This is a genomic window from Leptodesmis sp. (assembly GCF_052746595.1).
Genome location: NZ_JBRAGO010000050.1, coordinates 1 through 16468 on the forward strand (window position 1 = coordinate 1; position 16468 = coordinate 16468).

Below are 16468 nucleotides of genomic sequence, written 5' to 3' on the forward strand. Positions count from 1 at the left end.
AACCCCTCAATAGTTAAACTGCGGTGGTGGCATGCCTGCTAAAACCGTTGCCCTCAAGTTTGATGGCAAGAAATATCCCCTCAACCCTTCCGATCAGCCTGCCCTGCCGACTAATGCGCCCATCCAGGGAACGGTTCTGTTTCCAGATTCTGGTAGCTGGCCAACTTAGCACGGGTGAGGCAATCCTTCTAGTTTTACTGCTCGATTGATGGCCTGACCACCTCGTCTGCAGGGGCAGATGTGGTGGGTTGTCCCCCGCCCAAGGCAAAGGGCAAACGGTAGAACCCTTTCTGCATTATCTTAGAACTTGTGACTGGAAGAATTCATTCTGTCCTCTCAATAGGAGACCCTCATGAGCGAGAAAATTGATAAGTTCTGTGAAGATTTGCGAGTGCGCTTGAATGACATCGAAGCTCACTTGCAACAGGTCAAGGACAAGCTCAGTAGTGCATCAAAAGATGCAGAAGAAACTATCAAGACAAAGTTGGCAGAGGCTAAATCCAAACTGGAGTCCAAGAAAGCAGAGCTTGTTGCCGCTAAAGACACCCTGGCACAGCGATTAGAGTCCAGGAAGGCAGAAGTTGAAGCCGAACTGGCAGAGTGGAAAGAAAAGCGGGAACGGGAGAAACTCTTGAAACACGCTGATAAAGCAGAAGAGTATGCTCTAGCAGCCATTTTGTTTGCGGCAGCGGCAGCAGAGGAGGCGGAAGTGGCTGTTCTGGAAGCGATCGATGCCAGAAAGGTGGCAGAGAGTATCCCCACAACCGCGACTTCGGAATCGACCAGTGAGCCATAGGCTTCCAGCAGGGCCGTGAGTAATCATCACTAAAACTTATCTTAACTATTTTTAAAACCAATGTTGGCAGCAGCAGGCTGCATAGATTCCGGCAGGCCGGATTTTTCGGCGATCGCTCAGCCATCTGGCTTTACCCTCCTAAGGAACAGAAAAGGTTGGCCATAGCAGCTTTTTGAGAAAATTACGAGAACAATCGCGAAATCTGGTAATCTCCATCGATTTCCCGCAGGAAAGCGGTAAAGTGATACAAGTGGATATGTAAAGTTATCTGTTACTTTTCCCTTTCCAGTCCTGTCTGTTCTAATGCCGATTCCCGATCGGCTGCATTCTTGAGGAGAGATGAGTTTTATGCCGCAGTTTGAGGCTAGTGCAGCAATCGATTTTCATAGCGAAGTCTATCGAGACGCTTACAGCCGGATCAATGCCATTGTCATTGAAGGCGAACAAAAAGCCCATGAGAACTACGTGAGGCTAGCAGACTTACTCCCGGATAATAAGGATCAACTGGTTAGCCTGGCGAAGATGGAAAATCGCCACAAGAAGGGCTTTGAAGCTTGCGGACGAAACTTGCAAGTTACTCCGGATCTGGAGTTTGCTCGCCAATTCTTCTCCCAACTGCACCAGAATTTTCAAACTGCCGCTGCCGAGGGCAAGATTGTCACCTGCCTGCTGATTCAGGCGCTGATCATTGAATGCTTTGCGATCGCCGCCTACAACATTTACATCCCCGTGGCTGACGACTTTGCGCGGAAGATCACCGAAGGCGTGGTGAAAGATGAGTACAGCCATCTCAACTTTGGCGAAGCATGGCTGAAGGCTAATTTTGAAGCGTCCAAAGCTGAATTAGAAGCGGCCAATCGGCAAAATCTGCCGATCGTCTGGCAAATGCTGAATCAGGTGGAAGCCGATGCCCGGATTCTGGGGATGGAGAAGGAAGCTCTGGTAGAGGACTTCATGATCCAGTATGGTGAAGCCCTCAGCAATATCGGTTTTAGCAACCGGGATGTGATGCGGCTCTCCGCGATGGGTCTGGCAGCAGCCTAGATCTAAAGTTGTTGGGGGAGATGGAGTTAAGTCCTCTCCCCTAAGTCGTTCGGTGACACTCCAAGGGACTACCTATAGATAGGCATGATATTGCAGAGCGCATAAGTTCAGTACGTCTTGTCTATTACCGTCCTGATTAGCCAAGTTCAACACCCAAGGTTCTGGACTTGAACACAGTTTAATTCCTCAGTTTTACTCTTAACTCAATAGCTTTCAACACAATCAATGTTTGGTCTTATCGGTCATCTTACCAGTCTGGAACATGCACAATCCGCTGCAAAAGAATTAGGCTACCCGGAGTACGCCGACCAGGGATTGGATTTTTGGTGTAGCGCTCCACCGCAAATTGTGGACGATATTACCGTCACCAGCGTCACGGGGCAAAAGATCCAGGGAAAATATGTAGAATCCTGCTTTTTGCCAGAAATGTTAGCTACCCGACGAATTAAGGCCGCTACCCGCAAAGTCGTGAACGCGATGGCCCACGCCCAAAAACACGGAATTAATATTACGGCTCTGGGAGGATTTTCTTCCATTATTTTTGAGAATTTTAACCTGCAACAAATTCAGCAAATTCGTAACGTCAAGCTGGAGTTTGAACGGTTCACCACGGGCAATACTCACACGGCTTACATTATTTGCAAACAGGTGGAGCAAGCCGCTCCCAGGTTAAATATTGAACTGTCTAAAGCGACTGTAGCAGTTTGTGGAGCAACCGGAGATATTGGCAGTGCTGTCTGTCGCTGGCTCAATTCCCGCACGGATGTGGCTGACCTGTTATTAATTGCCCGTAACCAGGAGCGCTTACAGGATCTCCAGGCTGAACTGGGACGGGGCAAAATCATGGATTTGAATGAAGCTCTACCGCAGGCGGATATCGTGGTTTGGGTGGCCAGTATGCCCAAAGGTATGGAAATCGATCCGCTGATTCTCAAGCCGACCTGCCTCTTAATCGATGGCGGCTATCCCAAAAATTTGTCCACGCAAATTCAGCGATCGGGAGTGCATGTGCTCAAAGGTGGCATTGTGGAGCACTCCCTGGACATTGAGTGGAAGATCATGAGCATTGTCAACATGGACAGCCCTGCCCGCCATTTGTTTGCCTGCTTTGCTGAATCCATGCTGCTGGAGTTTGAACGCTGGTACACCAACTTCTCCTGGGGACGCAATCGCATTACAGTGGAGAAAATGGATGAAATCGGACGTGTCTCGCTCAAACATGGATTTAGACCCCTGTTAGTGTGATGCAATGGTTGTCGTCCTGTTTCCACCCCCTACTTCACACTTTGAGCTATGGCCACGACCGAACGTAAACCGATTCTGCTGGACTTTGAGAAGCCTTTAGCGGAGTTAGAGGCTAGAATTGTACAGATTTGTGAGCTTGCGGAGGAAAACGATGTCGATGTGTCGGAGCAAATCCGTGAGTTAGAGTTGAAAGCCGAGCAGTTGCGTCAGGAAATTTTCAGTGGGCTATCGCCATTACAGCGACTGCAGGTGGCCCGTCATCCCCGTCGTCCTAGTACGCTGGACTATATTCAAGCCATCAGCGATGAATGGTTGGAATTACACGGTGATCGCGGCGGCTTTGATGATCCAGCAATGGTGGGGGGAGTGGCCCGGTTTGCTGGTCGTCCAGTGGTGATGCTGGGCCACCAAAAAGGTCGCGATACCAAAGACAATATTACCCGCAATTTTGGCATGGCCTCTCCCGGTGGCTATCGCAAGGCCATTCGGTTGATGGAACACGCCGATCGCTTTGGGATGCCGATCCTCACTTTTATTGATACCCCTGCGGCATGGCCGGGATTAGAAGCCGAACAATTTGGTCAGGGTGAAGCGATCGCCTTCAACCTGAGAGAAATGTTTCGCTTTGAGGTGCCGATTATCTGTACCGTGATTGGGGAAGGCGGCTCTGGGGGTGCGTTAGGGATTGGGGTGGGCGATCGCCTGCTGATGTTTGAACATGCGGTATACAGCGTGGCTCCCCCAGAAGCCTGTGCGGCCATCCTCTGGCGAGATGCGGCAAAAGCACCCCAGGCCGCTGAAGCGCTTAAGATTACGGCAACGGATTTAAAGAATCTGGGACTGATTGACGAAATTTTACCGGAGCCGATCGGGGGTGCCCATGCCGATCCGCTCAAGGCAACGGAAATCTTGAAAGCGGCCCTAGCTAAACATCTGGAAGAAGTCAGCCGCCTCACCAGCCAACAACGGCAAGATTTGCGCTATCAAAAGTTCCGGGCGATGGGCATGTTCGCCGAAGGAGCCATATCTACTCACTTGTAACTAAACCTCCGAGCAAGCGATTTGCCTCGCATCAGTTTCTGTCAAATTTCTCTACAACTAGCAATTCTGAGTGATATAATCGCTTTGGTTACATTAGTTAACAATTTAGTATCTGATTATCATCAACTATCTCACTCACTTCTTCAGTCTACTCACGTGTCAATCGAAAGTTACTGCTGTCGAGCTGAGCGATTGTTGATGATATCCTTCCAGGTTTAATCTTCCGTTAATATGCGGCCAACCCTTGCCTGCTACTCTAGCTTAAAGCTGAGAAACTATTACTGTTTGTAACAAAACGTCTGTCTTATTGATCGATGAGGATCTTCAGGTTTCATGACAGCTCAACTCGAACGTAGAGCTTTGGTGACAGGCGCAAGTAGTGGAATTGGCAAATCCACTGCGATCGCTTTTGCCCAACAAGGAATTGATCTAGCTCTGGTCAGTAGAAATCAACCCCAGCTGGAGGCTGTTGCGGATACGGCAGCGGCTTACGGGGTCAAGGTTCAGGTTTATCCGATGGATTTATCTGAAGTCCATCGGGTCAGGGAAGCGATTACCCAGATCGTCGAAAACTCTGGTTTTATCAACATTCTGGTCAATAACGCGGGAATGGGTTACACCAAAGACTTGTTCGATACCTCCCTGACAGACTGGCAGCGGGTGATTGATTTGAATCTAACCAGCGTTTTTCAGTGTATTCAAGGTGTACTACCCAGTATGCGTCAGCGTCGCCAAGGAACGATCATCAATGTCACCTCGATCGCGGCCCATCAAACGTTTCCCGGTTGGGGCGCTTACTGTGTCAGTAAATTTGGTCTGGCAGCTCTCTCTAAAACACTGGCGGCTGAAGAGCGAGCGCACGGAATTCGGGTGACTAGCATTTCTCCCGGTTCAGTCAATACATCCATCTGGGATACCGAAACGGTCAATGCTGATTTTGATCGCTCCCAAATGTTGACTCCGGAAGTGGTTGCTCAATTTATCCTACAGGCCGCCCTCCTGCCAGAACAGGCGGTGATTGAGGATTTAATTCTGATGCCCAATGCTGGCACGTTCTAAGGTTTGGCTCACGCTCGCGGGTTCATATAGTGGACTGCGAGCGTGGTCATGCGTCTGTGTTGATTTTGTCCACCCCTATCTCATCTAATCTCGATTCACTATGACTATTGCAACTTCAAACGGTGCTAACAACGGTTCCAAGCGGTCGGCTAACGAAAATGCCAAGGCTCTGCAACCGCGCCCCGATCGCAACACTCTGCATGGAACCCTGGAACCCCAACTCCGCAAACCTTCTGATGAACAACAGGATCAAATGGAAGCGGCAGTCAGAAACATTCTCCTAGGGGTTGGCGAAGATCCCGAACGGGAAGGGCTGTTAAAAACTCCCAAACGAGTAGCAGATGCCATGCGCTTCTTAACCAACGGCTATTATCAATCTCTGGAAGAGATTGTCAACGGAGCCATCTTTGATGAAGGGCACAACGAAATGGTGCTAGTGCGCGACATTGATGTCTTCAGCCTGTGTGAACACCACATGCTGCCGTTCATGGGGAAAATTCACGTCGCTTATATTCCCAACCAAAAAGTTGTGGGATTGAGTAAGCTGGCCCGCATTGTGGAAATGTATGCCCGTCGTTTGCAGGTGCAAGAGCGTCTGACCCGGCAAGTGGCTGAAGCCATCCAATCAATCCTGGAACCGCAGGGTGTAGCTGTTGTGATGGAAGCCTCTCACATGTGCATGGTGATGCGGGGCGTCCAGAAGCCCGGTTCCTGGACGGTGACCAGTGCCATGGTGGGCTGCTTCCAGGAGGATCAAAAGACCCGCGAAGAGTTCCTCAATCTCATCCGCCACAAACCCGCTTTCTAAAGTGGCTAGAGAACCATTTAAACTGGTATCAGAAGGAAGCCAGGGGAGTAATACTCCTGGCTTCTGTTGGTTTCACTAGACTGAAACTAAAGGGTATCTTCATGACCTATGTTCAAGCGTCGAAAAATACTCCGATGGCCGATATGCCTATTATCAAGCTGGATCAATTTCTCAAACTGAGTGGACTGGTGTCTACTGGGGGTCATGCCAAGTTGTTAATTCAATCGGGAGAAGTAAAAGTCAACGGCAAGGTAGAGACTCAACGGGGCAAAAAGTTAATGCAGGGCGATCGCATCTCGGCTCTCGGCGAAACGCTGACTGTCGATTTTAGCCAGTGGGCTGCTCCTGCAGATCAAACCGATAATTTTCAATAACCGGGTTTGCTAATAACTGATCGCAAATCTGATCCAGTTGCTGAGTCGCCATCTCAGAACTATCTGCTTCCAGCGTCACTTCAATATATTTGCCAATTCGAACCTGATTCACATTGTCGTATCCCATGTGCTTTAGCCCTGCCTGCACTGCCGTTCCTGCAGGATCTAGAACGGAAGGTCGGAGGGTAACATAGATCTGAGCCTGATATTTCTGGGTCACAACCAACATCCCAATCGTTTTCCAGTACTGATGCTACCGCTTTCCTGCCTCCAGAAGTACTCCCCCGCCCCAATCTCTCTTCCATGAAACCCCGTCGTACCCGTAACCAGGAACATATTGTCAGTGTTTTAAAGACCCTAGATCAGGCAATTTCTGCTCAAGATCTGTTCATTGAGTTGCGGAATCGAGATCTGGGTATGGGACTGGCGACCGTATATCGATCGCTGGAAGCCCTAAAACTGGAAGGAGTGGTTCAGGCTCGCACTACGTCTGGAGGAGAAGCCCTGTATAGCCTGGTGAAAGAAGACCGTCACCATCTTACCTGCCTGCAATGTGGTGATTCAATCCCGATTGATGAATGTCCCGTCCATGATCTGGAGATACAACTAAACGAGTCTTACCAGTTCAAAATTTATTACCACATGTTGGAATTCTTTGGCCTGTGTACGCAATGTCAGCAGAGCGATCTCACCAATCAAACAGAACACTGACTGTATCTGGAGGAAAGGGATGAAGAGACGCAGGGGTAAAACTGTAATTCCTTGGCATTCCTACTCTTTCACTTCTTTACTCCTTCACTTCTCTATACTTGACCCTTTAGCTCTGCGAGTTCCGATCGCAGCGATCGTGGACTATACCCTAAGGCAAGCGCCTTGGAGCTATCCAGGGAGACATCCGGAGGACGGGGAGCCGGCATGGGTACATCCTGCTGACGACAGGCTTTCAGGCCAGTGTTGGGTAAATCCAGTTCCTCTACCATCAGGCGGCCAAAGTCATAGCGAGAAATCCGCTCTTTGCCACCCAAATGAATCATGCCCTGAACTTTGTCTAAGGCCATGAATAAACCTTGGGCGGCAGTTGTCCCGCTAACGGGAGTCCGAAATTCATCAACAAACAATCGCAGTTCTCGTTCCTCCCGCAATGCCTGAGCAAAAAGGCCAAGGAAACTGCTGGCATGGGCAGGAGCCGCGCCAAACATGAGCGACATTCGACAGATCGCGGCCTTCGGATAACGTTTGAGAATTTCGGTTTCTGCAATCGCCTTTTGCTCTCCATAGATACTGCAAGGAGACACCGGATCGGTTTCGCGATAAGGAGCGTTCAGCCCATCAAAGACCAAATCAGTTGAGGTAAATGCCAGGGGAATTTCCGCCTCGGCACATAGATTAGCGATGGTGCAGGCAACTGTGACATTTAACAAATAAGACACTTCCGGGTGATTCTGACACTCATTGGGACTGGATTGAGCCGCTAGATGAATTACCGCATCGGGTTGCACCTGCTGAAACGCCTCTTGCAGTTGCCGCTCATCCCTTAAATCCACGGTCAGCAAGGTTACACCGGGAATTGGGCTGGAATGGGAAAAAGTAGTGCCATAAATCTCCCAATCAGGAGCAGCTACCTGACAAACATTCCAGCCCAAAAATCCGCTTGCTCCCGTCACCAACAACTTCATGGACTAGCGAAAAGTGATTACCTTAAGCGCAGTTAGAGGTCTTTGCAGAATTGGGTTGGGATTGAGAAAACGTTTCGGATTTATTGGGTAAGAGAGATAAAAATTGTCTGGCCTGGTCAACGACGGATTGATGAATGCGGGTTGATTTCGTTTGAGCATATGCCATAGCGAAAGCCTCACAAATCAATAGTTCAAGTGTATTATTAAAATGGGTTTTGCTAACCGAACAAAAGGTAAACTTCTCTAAAGAAATTTTTGAGTCAGGGATATACCCACCGCTTTATGTTGCTGCACTTTTATCGATGGGCGATTACTTTCAAGCCTAGCAAATTCAACCCAAACAGCGTACAGGCGATCGCGAAATCTCTGCCACTTCCCCGGTTAGCTTAAGAGAACATGCAGCCGCAGCATCACTGGACAGGTTGACTCAAACGGTTGAGCATTCAGAGGCGATAGCCCGGCAGAATGCCGACACGATAAACACTCTCCTCTCTCATCCACTCATCACATCTTCACTAAATGAGAAAAGGCAGAAAGATGATCCTTCATCCTTCTGCCTTTAATTAGGACTGACAGTCAATTTACACAGCAGCGAAGTAGTCCTTAGATTTCACGGGATCAGGATTCATGGTGGCATCACCGGGCTTCCAACCAGCGGGGCACACTTCATCTGGGTGAGATTGGACGTACTGAATGGCTTGCAGAGTCCGGAGGGTTTCATCCACACTGCGACCAAAAGCCAGGTTGTTGATGGTTGCGTGTTGAATCACCCCATCCTTGTCAATCAGAAACAGACCCCGCAGGGCGATTCCGGCATCAGTCAGCACGTTGTAAGCAGTACTGATTTCCTTCTTGATATCAGAAACCAGTGGGTAGTTGAGGTCACCCACCCCACCAGATTTGCGATCGGTTTGAATCCATGCGAGGTGAGAAAATTCGCTATCGACAGAAACGCCTAAGATCTCAGTGTTCAGGTTTTTGAATTCCTCGTAGCGATCGCTAAAGGCTGTGATTTCTGTCGGGCAAACAAAGGTGAAGTCTAAAGGATAGAAGAACAGAACCACGTACTTGCCCCGATAGTCAGACAACTTGATGGTTTTAAACTCTTGATCAACGACAGCAGTAGCTGTGAAATCGGGAGCCGATTGACCGACCCGCAAGCATCCTTCTTGAGTCATGAGATAGTAGTCTCCTTATAGTGGATTGCGTCGTTTTTACCTTGGTAGGAGCGTAGTCCAAGCTGCTGGCTATTCAAGCAAGGCCAACAGGACTTACTGTATAAGTTACGAACAGTTACAACTATATCATAGTCATAACGATTTTGAGATAGTTGTAGCAATCTGAGTCTGTCCACCCAGAATATGCATACTCCAGATCTGCGAGAGTGGCTATTAACCAATGGCCTTGGTAATTTTGCCAGTAGCAGTATTTCCGATGCCCGAACTTGAACCTACCCCAGTTGGTTTGTGGTAACACTCCATCTCCCAGAACAACGCACTCTTTCGTTGTCCCATTTGGAGACTAGCCTGGAAAGTGCAGGTCAAGTCTTTGGGTTGGGAACTAACGGCTACGGAACCTTATGAAATGTGTGTCAGAATTGAAATTCATTAATACGTAAGAGCGATCGATACGTGATTGAGGTAGAAGTCCATCAGCAACTTCGCGCATTTCTGAGGCAGCAGGGCGAGTCAGACTGGCCCCACCATCTGACGATGGCTCGCCTGGTGGCTAGAGCGTTGCGGTTAGGTCGAAGTGCATTAATTCAGACCAGCGCGTTCTCTGGTTACCACGAACGCTATCGCTTGAGTTATCTGGTGCCAATCCTAATGTGGAATGGCCCAGTTATTTTAGTGGTTCCTGAGACGACTCAACAGCGGTTGCTGATGGTGGAAATTCCCCAATTGCGCCAGTGGATTCCCATTAGCAAATCGATTCAGACGGGAGATCGCCTGCCCTCCCCTGATTTTCAAGGAGTCTTGCTGGTCACTCCAGAGTCCTGGTTGAGCGATCGCCTGGATCACCAGGGCCGCTTTCCAGATGGGATCCCAGTGATTCTGGATGGAGCGGATGATTTAGAGGCCTGGGTGCGTGAACAATTAACCGTTCATCTTCAGCCCACCGATTGGGATCGCTTAATGCTGGCCTGTCCTGACCAAGAAGAAGTAATTCGGGATGCACGGGTTCAGCTCACAAAAACGATCTTTCAGCATCCAGCCAATCCTTATAATTGTTATCTGATCGAGCCTTGCGAACAAACGATTCTGCGAGATTTATTTATGAGTTTGCAGCATTCAGCCGCTGCTCATCCCACTTATTCAGCCACTCCTTTTTCCCATTTACCTGATCCCTGGCTTGCTTTCTGGCGATCGCTGCAACGACCAGAAGCCATGCTCTGGGCGGATTTGTCTCGCTCCTATGGTTCCTTCTCGCTCCATTGTGGGCCTGCGGATGTAGCTTTGGATCTAGAACCTGTATGGTCGTGGCAACCGATCGTTCTGGTGGGGGGTGCCCTCGATTTAGACGCAGATGCAACCGTCTATCGGCAACGGTTGGGACTGGGTGATTTAACCTGTCTCAAGTTTTCTCCCGATCGACAAGAAGAATTAATTCACCTCTACTTGCCAGAAAAGCTGCCCATGCCCAACACCCCTCAGTTTCAGGCAGCTTTACTGCAGGAAATGCATACCCTGCTGAGTCTGAGTGCTGGAATACAGGGATTAACCGTTCTGCTGGTGGGCGATACTCCCTTGAAAGCTCAGGTCGGTTCAATCCTGGCTTCCGAATTTGGGTCGAGAGTGCAGGTCGAACGCACCTGTTTGGATGACAACGCGATTCTGGTGACGGGGTGGGAATTTTGGCGGCAACACCAGCACGTCCTGCCGTCTCCCCATTTACTGGCGATCGCGACCCTGCCCATTCCCTCCCTGGAACATCCTTTAGTTGCAGGACGAGTAGCTTACTACAAAAAATTGCGCCAGGACTGGTTTCGCCTGTATCTATTGCCAGAAGCTTTGAGTGAATTGCAACGGGCGATCGCGCCCGTCCGAGATTGTCAGGGAGTAGTGGCCCTGTTAGACAGCCGAGTGGTTCACCGTAGCTATGGACATCAGATTCTGTCTGCCCTCACTCCTCTGGCTCGGATCAACTATTTAGATCTCAGTCTGTTTCCCCGATCGGATTACTCCGTTTTTGAATGATATTTTTTCGGGACGATCGAGTAGAGCCACGCGCTATTATCAACTATGCAAACCACTTTAATAAGTCATTAACAATGGGCGACTCGAAGCGACGGAAAGAAATCTTAGGAGAAAAGTACGGGCAAGAACCCAATATTCTTCCCTGGATCCCCATTTCTAAAACTCAAGCCACTCAGTTCGTGAAATGGAGTACTCGTGGAGCCTGGGTTGGGATTGGATTACTGGTAGTCTGGTGGATTACTGTCCGCTTTTTGGGGCCAGCATTGGGCTGGTGGCAGGTAAGCTAACTCTGCTGAGGACTGGCAATCATACAAGATTTGGCTACAGACTGGTAGCCTGTAGCCGGATATTGATCAACATGCTGCAAGATGGCTACAGGTGCAACAATTCGGCAACTAAAAAATTCGATCGCGGCCCGTCGATCCGGATAAACTAAGACCTTAGGGGAAAAGTCTTTAGGTGGAGGAGTGTGCCGTTGCTACGCAAGTTGAGTGAGTATGGTATTGATTAACCGATGGTATATCTAGTCCTACTGCTTGTCAGAGGCTCCAAACTCCCGTAACTCCCGCTGCAGGAGAGACGCAATCACAAACGATAGGGCAGAGCGATCGCCGTTGAACGCCTTCATCCCACTCGCCAGAACACCTGCTAGTTGAGGCGGTGAATCCTTATTAAATAGTTCTCATTAATAAATAGTCTTCCCAATTCGGTAAGCGAACCTAGCTCCGGCGGTTCCTCCTCATCTATTGGCGGTTCTAGTTGAGGACTGTCTTGTCCTGCGGGCAGCACCAGAGCAATTTTGAGTATGCCCATTATATGCCCATTATTCGTCCATCTCTTGTTCTTCACTTCTTGCCAATTCTGTCCAGGCTTGCTGCACCAACCTTGGCCACAGTAGCAAGAAAAATCCCATCCAGAGCAGAATTGGTAGCGCCACCAAAGCCGTTAACCAGAGGCGGTGCCCTAACCACCAACTGCCTGCAATCAACCCATTTCCAGTGAGCAGAATCGACCAGGGCTGGCACCACCAGGGTTTATAGTGCCAGGGATTGATGCGTTGGTGATTAGACATCAATTGCTACTCCGGAAGGATTACAGACTATGAGCCAAAACGCTGATGATTCAATTCGTCGAGGCATTCGCTTTTTACCACGATACGCCTACAATAAAGCTAAAGTAAGTACATATACACAGACGGATAAACTTATGGCTAGTGGCGAATCTCAGGTGCAGGGTTCTCTGTCAGAACGGGAACTGCAGGTGATTGAACTGGTGGCCGCTGGCTTAACAAACCAGGAAATTGCCGAAAAACTGGAAATTAGCAAGCGTACGGTTGATAATCACATCAGCAACATTTTGACCAAAACGGAGACTGAAAATCGGGTAGCTTTGGTTCGTTGGGCGCTTCAGTGGGGGAAAGTTTGTATTGACAATGTTAACTGTTGCCCCTTACCAGAACCCAGCAGTGGAAATGGCAGTATGCCTGCATCTTAAACCAAGTCCAGCAAGAGAACGATCGTGTTCATATCAGAAAAACTACGGTTCTGAACTTGGACAAAGCTTAATTTTCAGGTAGAAAACGGCAGAAGTATAGAGGGCAGAAAGCCGAAGGAAAAGCCCATGAAGTACTCTATTCGCTGCGCTAGCTTACCGCTGGCGGTTTATCGTGAAGTTGCGGCCCATCTCCAACAGGTAGAAGGGGTACAGGTTGAATTAGTACCACAGCAATCTCAGCAATTTGACTATCGATTGAGTCAAATCGATCGCCTCCAAATTCACTATCCCCAAAACGTTTCCACCTCTGTTCAGCAACGAGTGGAACAGATTTTGGCATACTATAGCAATCGCTACGGTCACTGGGAAACGGTGGATGATGCAACGGCTATCCGCTAATTTCGGCTCTCGTTGGGTAGTTAGCGTTGTCAGTTTTGGCAGTCTTTCAGCTTTAGCAAGATTACAGTTATGGGTTTGATTCAAGCACTGCGTGGAACACGGGATATTCTGCCCGATGAAATTCGCTACTGGCAATGGGTAGAATCTGTCGTCCGCACAATTTTCGATCGAGCGACCTATCAGGAAGTTCGTACCCCCATCTTTGAGCAAACCGCCTTGTTTGAGCGGAGCATTGGAGAAGCCACGGATATTGTGGGCAAGGAGATGTATACCTTTAAGGATCGGGGCGATCGCTCGATAACCCTGCGTCCAGAAGGTACGGCAGGCGTAGTGCGAGCCTTTATTGAACACAGTCTGGCAGCCCAGGGAAGTGTGCAACGGCTCTGGTATGGTGGCCCCATGTTTCGCTACGAACGGCCCCAGGCAGGGCGCTATCGCCAGTTTCATCAAATTGGGGTCGAGGTGTTGGGTAGTCCATCTCCCCGTGCCGATGTGGAAGTGATTGCTCTCTTTAATGACATTCTGCAAAACCTGGGCTTCAAAACCCTGGAACTGAACCTGAATTCGATCGGCACGTTGAGCGATCGCCAGCGGTACCGGGAAGCGTTAATTTCTTATCTTACTCCTTACAAGCAGGAATTGGATGCAGACTCTCAGGATCGCCTGACTCGCAACCCCCTGAGGATTCTGGATAGTAAAGACGAGCGCACCCAGATCATTCTTAAAGAAGCTCCCAACATTCTGGAGCACCTTAGTCCCGATTCTCAGGCCCGGTTTGATCAGGTACAGCAGTTATTGAATGATCTGGGAATCTCCTACGTCATCAATACTCGCCTAGTACGGGGCCTGGACTACTACACCCACACTGTGTTTGAAATCGTGTCAGCCGATCTGGGGGCACAGGCAACGGTCGGAGCTGGAGGTCGCTATGATGGCCTGGTGAGTGAACTGGGTGGCCCTGACACTCCGGCGGTGGGATGGGCGATCGGTCTTGAACGATTAATTCTATTACTGCAACAACTGCAAGCTTTACCGCATCCGACAATTGACTTTTATCTGGTTTCCAGAGGATCGCGAGCAGAAGCCCAATCTCTAGTTATTGCTCAAACTCTGCGTCAACAGGGCTTTACCGTTGAGATGGATCTGAGCGGTAGTGCGTTTGGCAAACAATTTAAGCGAGCCGATCGCAGTGGAGCCGCCGCCTGTTTAATTCTGGGAGATGAGGAGGCAGCATCTCAAACAGTACAACTCAAGTGGCTGACGACTGGAGAACAGGAAGCGATCGCCCAAACCGATCTACCGTCCGTGGCTAATAAACTGCGAGAGCAAATTCATCGCTTGAGGGCGAACCATTAACTTTTTTAACGGTCTGAATCCTCCAGGCACAGAGCACGCCCTCCTAGCCTTAGAATTATCTCAATTCTTTTGTACCGCTCTATAAATTAAGGAAATTCAGAATGTCTGATCTGATCAAACCTTATAATGACGATCCGTTCACTGGGAATCTGTCTACTCCGATCAGCGATTCCGGCTTTACCAGAGCATTCATTAGCAATCTGCCTGCTTACCGCAAAGGGCTGTCTCCTCTGTTACGCGGGTTAGAAGTTGGTCTGGCCCACGGATACTTCATCATTGGTCCTTGGGTGAAGCTGGGTCCCCTGCGTGATTCAGAACATGCGGCTCTGGGTGGATTAATTTCTGGGATTGCTCTGATTTTGATTGCAACAGCCTGCCTTTCTGCCTATGGTCTAGTTCGGTTCTCCGATGAAAAGAGTACTGCAGCCGCTCAAGCACAGGCCGCTTCTGGTCCTGTGGGGGTCAGTAGCTCCCTGGAAACCGAAGAAGGCTGGAGTCAGTTTGCAGGGGGCTTTTTTATTGGGGCAACGGGCGGTGCATTCACAGCCTATCTGCTACTGGTCAACTTTGGCGTTGTTGATTCCATTTTCCGTGGATTAGTCAACTAATCTCTCTTAATTCTCCTAATCCAGTCTCTGCTAAAGAAGGAGTCGAAAGACTCCTTCTTTAGTATTTCATATACAGACAAAGCCCGATCGCTCAACAGGGATCGGGCTTTGTCTTATAAAAAACTAAACGGTCTCTTAGCGAATGTACTCCTTGAGGACGCTGTTCCGGTTGGGATGGCGTAACTTCCGCAGCGCTTTCGCTTCAATCTGACGAATACGCTCACGAGTCACATTGAAAATTTGCCCGATTTCTTCCAGCGTTTTCATGCGCCCATCATCTAGACCATAGCGCAGGCGTAGAACATCGCGTTCACGAGGACTAAGCGTATCCAGCACATTTTCCAGATCTTCCCGTAGCAGGTTCTTGGCGACTTGATCTTCCGGCATCTCGCCATCGGATTCAATGAAGTCACCTAGACGGGAGTCTTCTTCTTTTCCGATTGGCGTTTCCAGCGAAATCGGTAGTTGAGCCGACTTGGCAATAAACCGCAGCTTTTCGATCGTCATTTCCATGCGAGTAGCGATTTCTTCTTCTGTCGGTTTGCGGCCCATTTCTTGAGACAGCAGCTTGGTGGTTTTCTTGATTCTGGAAATGGTTTCATAGAGATGAACGGGAAGCCGGATGGTACGAGATTGATCTGCGATCGCCCGCGTGATCGCCTGCCGAATCCACCAAGTCGCGTAGGTAGAGAATTTGTACCCTTTTTCGTGATCAAACTTCTCAGCCGCCCGAATCAGCCCCAGACTTCCCTCTTGAATTAAATCCTGGAAGGATAGTCCCCGGTTCATATACTTCTTGGCAATAGATACCACCAGCCGCAAGTTGGATTGCACCATCTTATCCTTCGCCCGTCTGCCCAGGTGCAGGCGATGACGAAACGCTGGCAGAGGCATATTGACGGCATTGGCCCACTCGTTATCTTGAGGGGTACGCTCTAACTGCTCCTGCAGACCCTCCCGAATCCGTTCCAGTTCCAACAGATCAGCAATCTTACGAGCCAGTTCAATTTCCTCATCTGCCCGCAGCAGCCTGATGCGCCCAATTTCTTGTAGATACAAGCGAATTGAGTCCTCGGTGTAATGTTTCTTCTTCGCCTGTGTTCGACGGCGGCTTGTCCGGCCTTTACCGGCTTTACCGTCATCATCTTCTACAGAACTCTCTCCTAAGACATCATCCTGATCGTCATCCTCGTCTCCAATGAGAAAATCCAACTCATTATCGGGTAGATCGTCGGAAGTGTTACTTAGCAACTCAAGTTCGAGTACGTCATTGGCCTGGGTCATGCCGCGTTCCTCATGCTCCTTAACTAACAAACTGGGAATTGGATTAAATATTGCATACCAACGCTACCGGCAACATTCAAAGCGGGT

The 16468-nt window shown here is 49.3% G+C and carries 20 protein-coding genes; 15 read left to right on the forward strand and 5 right to left on the reverse strand.

All coding sequences use genetic code 11. The annotated features are described in order from the left end of the window. Positions 1-31 precede the first annotated feature (31 nt). From ACUVQO_RS12315 to ACUVQO_RS12350, 8 genes are all read left to right on the forward strand, one after another. Positions 32-169 carry a hypothetical protein gene (locus ACUVQO_RS12315; RefSeq protein WP_445926172.1) on the forward strand — a complete coding sequence of 46 codons (138 nt, stop codon included), beginning with the start codon at positions 32-34 and terminating at the stop codon, positions 167-169. Positions 170-352: 183 nt separating this feature from the next. Continuing rightward, positions 353-796 carry a hypothetical protein gene (locus ACUVQO_RS12320; protein ID WP_445926173.1) on the forward strand — a complete coding sequence of 148 codons (444 nt, stop codon included), beginning with the start codon at positions 353-355 and terminating at the stop codon, positions 794-796. Between the two features lie 348 nt (positions 797-1144). Beyond that, positions 1145-1840, forward strand: a complete 696-nt coding sequence (locus ACUVQO_RS12325; RefSeq protein ID WP_445926174.1) for an aldehyde oxygenase (deformylating) — start codon at positions 1145-1147, stop codon at positions 1838-1840. A 225-nt stretch (positions 1841-2065) separates the two neighbouring features. Continuing rightward, complete coding sequence (locus tag ACUVQO_RS12330) at positions 2066-3085, forward strand: long-chain acyl-[acyl-carrier-protein] reductase (protein ID WP_445926175.1); 1020 nt, start codon at positions 2066-2068, stop codon at positions 3083-3085. Positions 3086-3133: 48 nt separating this feature from the next. After that, positions 3134-4126 carry an acetyl-CoA carboxylase carboxyltransferase subunit alpha gene (locus ACUVQO_RS12335; protein ID WP_233743134.1) on the forward strand — a complete coding sequence of 331 codons (993 nt, stop codon included), beginning with the start codon at positions 3134-3136 and terminating at the stop codon, positions 4124-4126. A gap of 333 nt (positions 4127-4459) precedes the next feature. Beyond that, on the forward strand, positions 4460-5185 hold the full coding sequence (locus tag ACUVQO_RS12340; protein WP_445926176.1) for an SDR family oxidoreductase: 726 nt from the start codon (positions 4460-4462) through the stop codon (positions 5183-5185). A 100-nt stretch (positions 5186-5285) separates the two neighbouring features. Beyond that, entirely contained in the window at positions 5286-5993 is a 708-nt protein-coding gene (gene folE, locus ACUVQO_RS12345; RefSeq protein ID WP_445926177.1) for a GTP cyclohydrolase I FolE, read from the forward strand. A gap of 101 nt (positions 5994-6094) precedes the next feature. Further along, a complete protein-coding gene (locus ACUVQO_RS12350) occupies positions 6095-6367 on the forward strand; it encodes an RNA-binding S4 domain-containing protein (RefSeq protein ID WP_445926178.1) in 273 nt (90 codons plus the stop codon). Here ACUVQO_RS12350 and purS read toward each other — a convergent pair. Further along, positions 6321-6596 carry a phosphoribosylformylglycinamidine synthase subunit PurS gene (gene purS / locus ACUVQO_RS12355; RefSeq protein ID WP_445926179.1) on the reverse strand — a complete coding sequence of 92 codons (276 nt, stop codon included), beginning with the start codon at positions 6594-6596 and terminating at the stop codon, positions 6321-6323. The genes ACUVQO_RS12350 and purS overlap by 47 nt on opposite strands. A 74-nt stretch (positions 6597-6670) precedes the next feature. Here purS and ACUVQO_RS12360 point away from each other — a divergent pair, with 74 nt between their 5' ends. Beyond that, positions 6671-7078 (forward strand): Fur family transcriptional regulator, encoded by a 408-nt coding sequence (locus ACUVQO_RS12360; RefSeq protein WP_445926180.1) that lies wholly within the window; start codon positions 6671-6673, stop codon positions 7076-7078. 92 nt (positions 7079-7170) lie between these two features. On the opposite strand, the gene ACUVQO_RS12365 is transcribed toward ACUVQO_RS12360, so the two are convergent. Both ACUVQO_RS12365 and ACUVQO_RS12370 read right to left on the reverse strand, forming a co-directional pair. Then, positions 7171-8043 (reverse strand): SDR family oxidoreductase, encoded by an 873-nt coding sequence (locus ACUVQO_RS12365; RefSeq protein ID WP_445926181.1) that lies wholly within the window; start codon positions 8041-8043, stop codon positions 7171-7173. A 581-nt stretch (positions 8044-8624) separates the two neighbouring features. Next, a complete protein-coding gene (locus ACUVQO_RS12370) occupies positions 8625-9221 on the reverse strand; it encodes a peroxiredoxin (protein ID WP_233742976.1) in 597 nt (198 codons plus the stop codon). 453 nt (positions 9222-9674) lie between these two features. Here ACUVQO_RS12370 and ACUVQO_RS12375 point away from each other — a divergent pair, with 453 nt between their 5' ends. After that, entirely contained in the window at positions 9675-11240 is a 1566-nt protein-coding gene (locus ACUVQO_RS12375) for an ATP-dependent DNA helicase (protein ID WP_445926182.1), read from the forward strand. 74 nt (positions 11241-11314) lie between these two features. Continuing rightward, positions 11315-11527, forward strand: coding sequence for a DUF2839 domain-containing protein (locus tag ACUVQO_RS12380; protein ID WP_445926183.1), 213 nt, complete (start codon positions 11315-11317; stop codon positions 11525-11527). A gap of 536 nt (positions 11528-12063) precedes the next feature. On the opposite strand, the gene ACUVQO_RS12385 is transcribed toward ACUVQO_RS12380, so the two are convergent. After that, positions 12064-12312 carry a DUF6737 family protein gene (locus ACUVQO_RS12385; RefSeq protein ID WP_445926184.1) on the reverse strand — a complete coding sequence of 83 codons (249 nt, stop codon included), beginning with the start codon at positions 12310-12312 and terminating at the stop codon, positions 12064-12066. A gap of 134 nt (positions 12313-12446) precedes the next feature. Between ACUVQO_RS12385 and pedR the strand changes: the two genes are divergently transcribed. From pedR to ACUVQO_RS12405, 4 genes are all read left to right on the forward strand, one after another. Further along, on the forward strand, positions 12447-12734 hold the full coding sequence (gene pedR / locus ACUVQO_RS12390) for a photosynthetic electron transport-dependent transcriptional regulator PedR (protein WP_445926185.1): 288 nt from the start codon (positions 12447-12449) through the stop codon (positions 12732-12734). A 126-nt stretch (positions 12735-12860) separates the two neighbouring features. Then, on the forward strand, positions 12861-13133 hold the full coding sequence (locus ACUVQO_RS12395; protein WP_445926186.1) for a hypothetical protein: 273 nt from the start codon (positions 12861-12863) through the stop codon (positions 13131-13133). A 69-nt stretch (positions 13134-13202) separates the two neighbouring features. Continuing rightward, on the forward strand, positions 13203-14489 hold the full coding sequence (hisS, locus tag ACUVQO_RS12400) for a histidine--tRNA ligase (protein WP_445926187.1): 1287 nt from the start codon (positions 13203-13205) through the stop codon (positions 14487-14489). Positions 14490-14590: 101 nt separating this feature from the next. Beyond that, entirely contained in the window at positions 14591-15097 is a 507-nt protein-coding gene (locus ACUVQO_RS12405; RefSeq protein ID WP_233742983.1) for a photosystem I reaction center protein subunit XI, read from the forward strand. Between the two features lie 135 nt (positions 15098-15232). Here ACUVQO_RS12405 and rpoD read toward each other — a convergent pair whose 3' ends face one another. Next, positions 15233-16381, reverse strand: a complete 1149-nt coding sequence (rpoD, locus tag ACUVQO_RS12410) for an RNA polymerase sigma factor RpoD (RefSeq protein ID WP_445926188.1) — start codon at positions 16379-16381, stop codon at positions 15233-15235. Between the last annotated feature and the right edge of the window lie 87 nt (positions 16382-16468).

What these genes read in the sequence shown, in the direction of transcription:
- ACUVQO_RS12315 (WP_445926172.1), top strand. Translation starts at nt 32, where the DNA reads ATGCCTGCTAAAACCGTTGCCCTCAAGTTTGATGGCAAGAAATATCCC.
- ACUVQO_RS12320 (WP_445926173.1), top strand. Translation starts at nt 353, where the DNA reads ATGAGCGAGAAAATTGATAAGTTCTGTGAAGATTTGCGAGTGCGCTTG.
- ACUVQO_RS12325 (WP_445926174.1), top strand. Translation starts at nt 1,145, where the DNA reads ATGCCGCAGTTTGAGGCTAGTGCAGCAATCGATTTTCATAGCGAAGTC.
- ACUVQO_RS12330 (WP_445926175.1), top strand. Translation starts at nt 2,066, where the DNA reads ATGTTTGGTCTTATCGGTCATCTTACCAGTCTGGAACATGCACAATCC.
- ACUVQO_RS12335 (WP_233743134.1), top strand. Translation starts at nt 3,134, where the DNA reads ATGGCCACGACCGAACGTAAACCGATTCTGCTGGACTTTGAGAAGCCT.
- ACUVQO_RS12340 (WP_445926176.1), top strand. Translation starts at nt 4,460, where the DNA reads ATGACAGCTCAACTCGAACGTAGAGCTTTGGTGACAGGCGCAAGTAGT.
- folE (WP_445926177.1), top strand. Translation starts at nt 5,286, where the DNA reads ATGACTATTGCAACTTCAAACGGTGCTAACAACGGTTCCAAGCGGTCG.
- ACUVQO_RS12350 (WP_445926178.1), top strand. Translation starts at nt 6,095, where the DNA reads ATGACCTATGTTCAAGCGTCGAAAAATACTCCGATGGCCGATATGCCT.
- purS (WP_445926179.1), bottom strand. Translation starts at nt 6,596, where the DNA reads ATGTTGGTTGTGACCCAGAAATATCAGGCTCAGATCTATGTTACCCTC.
- ACUVQO_RS12360 (WP_445926180.1), top strand. Translation starts at nt 6,671, where the DNA reads ATGAAACCCCGTCGTACCCGTAACCAGGAACATATTGTCAGTGTTTTA.
- ACUVQO_RS12365 (WP_445926181.1), bottom strand. Translation starts at nt 8,043, where the DNA reads ATGAAGTTGTTGGTGACGGGAGCAAGCGGATTTTTGGGCTGGAATGTT.
- ACUVQO_RS12370 (WP_233742976.1), bottom strand. Translation starts at nt 9,221, where the DNA reads ATGACTCAAGAAGGATGCTTGCGGGTCGGTCAATCGGCTCCCGATTTC.
- ACUVQO_RS12380 (WP_445926183.1), top strand. Translation starts at nt 11,315, where the DNA reads ATGGGCGACTCGAAGCGACGGAAAGAAATCTTAGGAGAAAAGTACGGG.
- ACUVQO_RS12385 (WP_445926184.1), bottom strand. Translation starts at nt 12,312, where the DNA reads ATGTCTAATCACCAACGCATCAATCCCTGGCACTATAAACCCTGGTGG.
- pedR (WP_445926185.1), top strand. Translation starts at nt 12,447, where the DNA reads ATGGCTAGTGGCGAATCTCAGGTGCAGGGTTCTCTGTCAGAACGGGAA.
- ACUVQO_RS12395 (WP_445926186.1), top strand. Translation starts at nt 12,861, where the DNA reads ATGAAGTACTCTATTCGCTGCGCTAGCTTACCGCTGGCGGTTTATCGT.
- hisS (WP_445926187.1), top strand. Translation starts at nt 13,203, where the DNA reads ATGGGTTTGATTCAAGCACTGCGTGGAACACGGGATATTCTGCCCGAT.
- ACUVQO_RS12405 (WP_233742983.1), top strand. Translation starts at nt 14,591, where the DNA reads ATGTCTGATCTGATCAAACCTTATAATGACGATCCGTTCACTGGGAAT.
- rpoD (WP_445926188.1), bottom strand. Translation starts at nt 16,381, where the DNA reads ATGACCCAGGCCAATGACGTACTCGAACTTGAGTTGCTAAGTAACACT.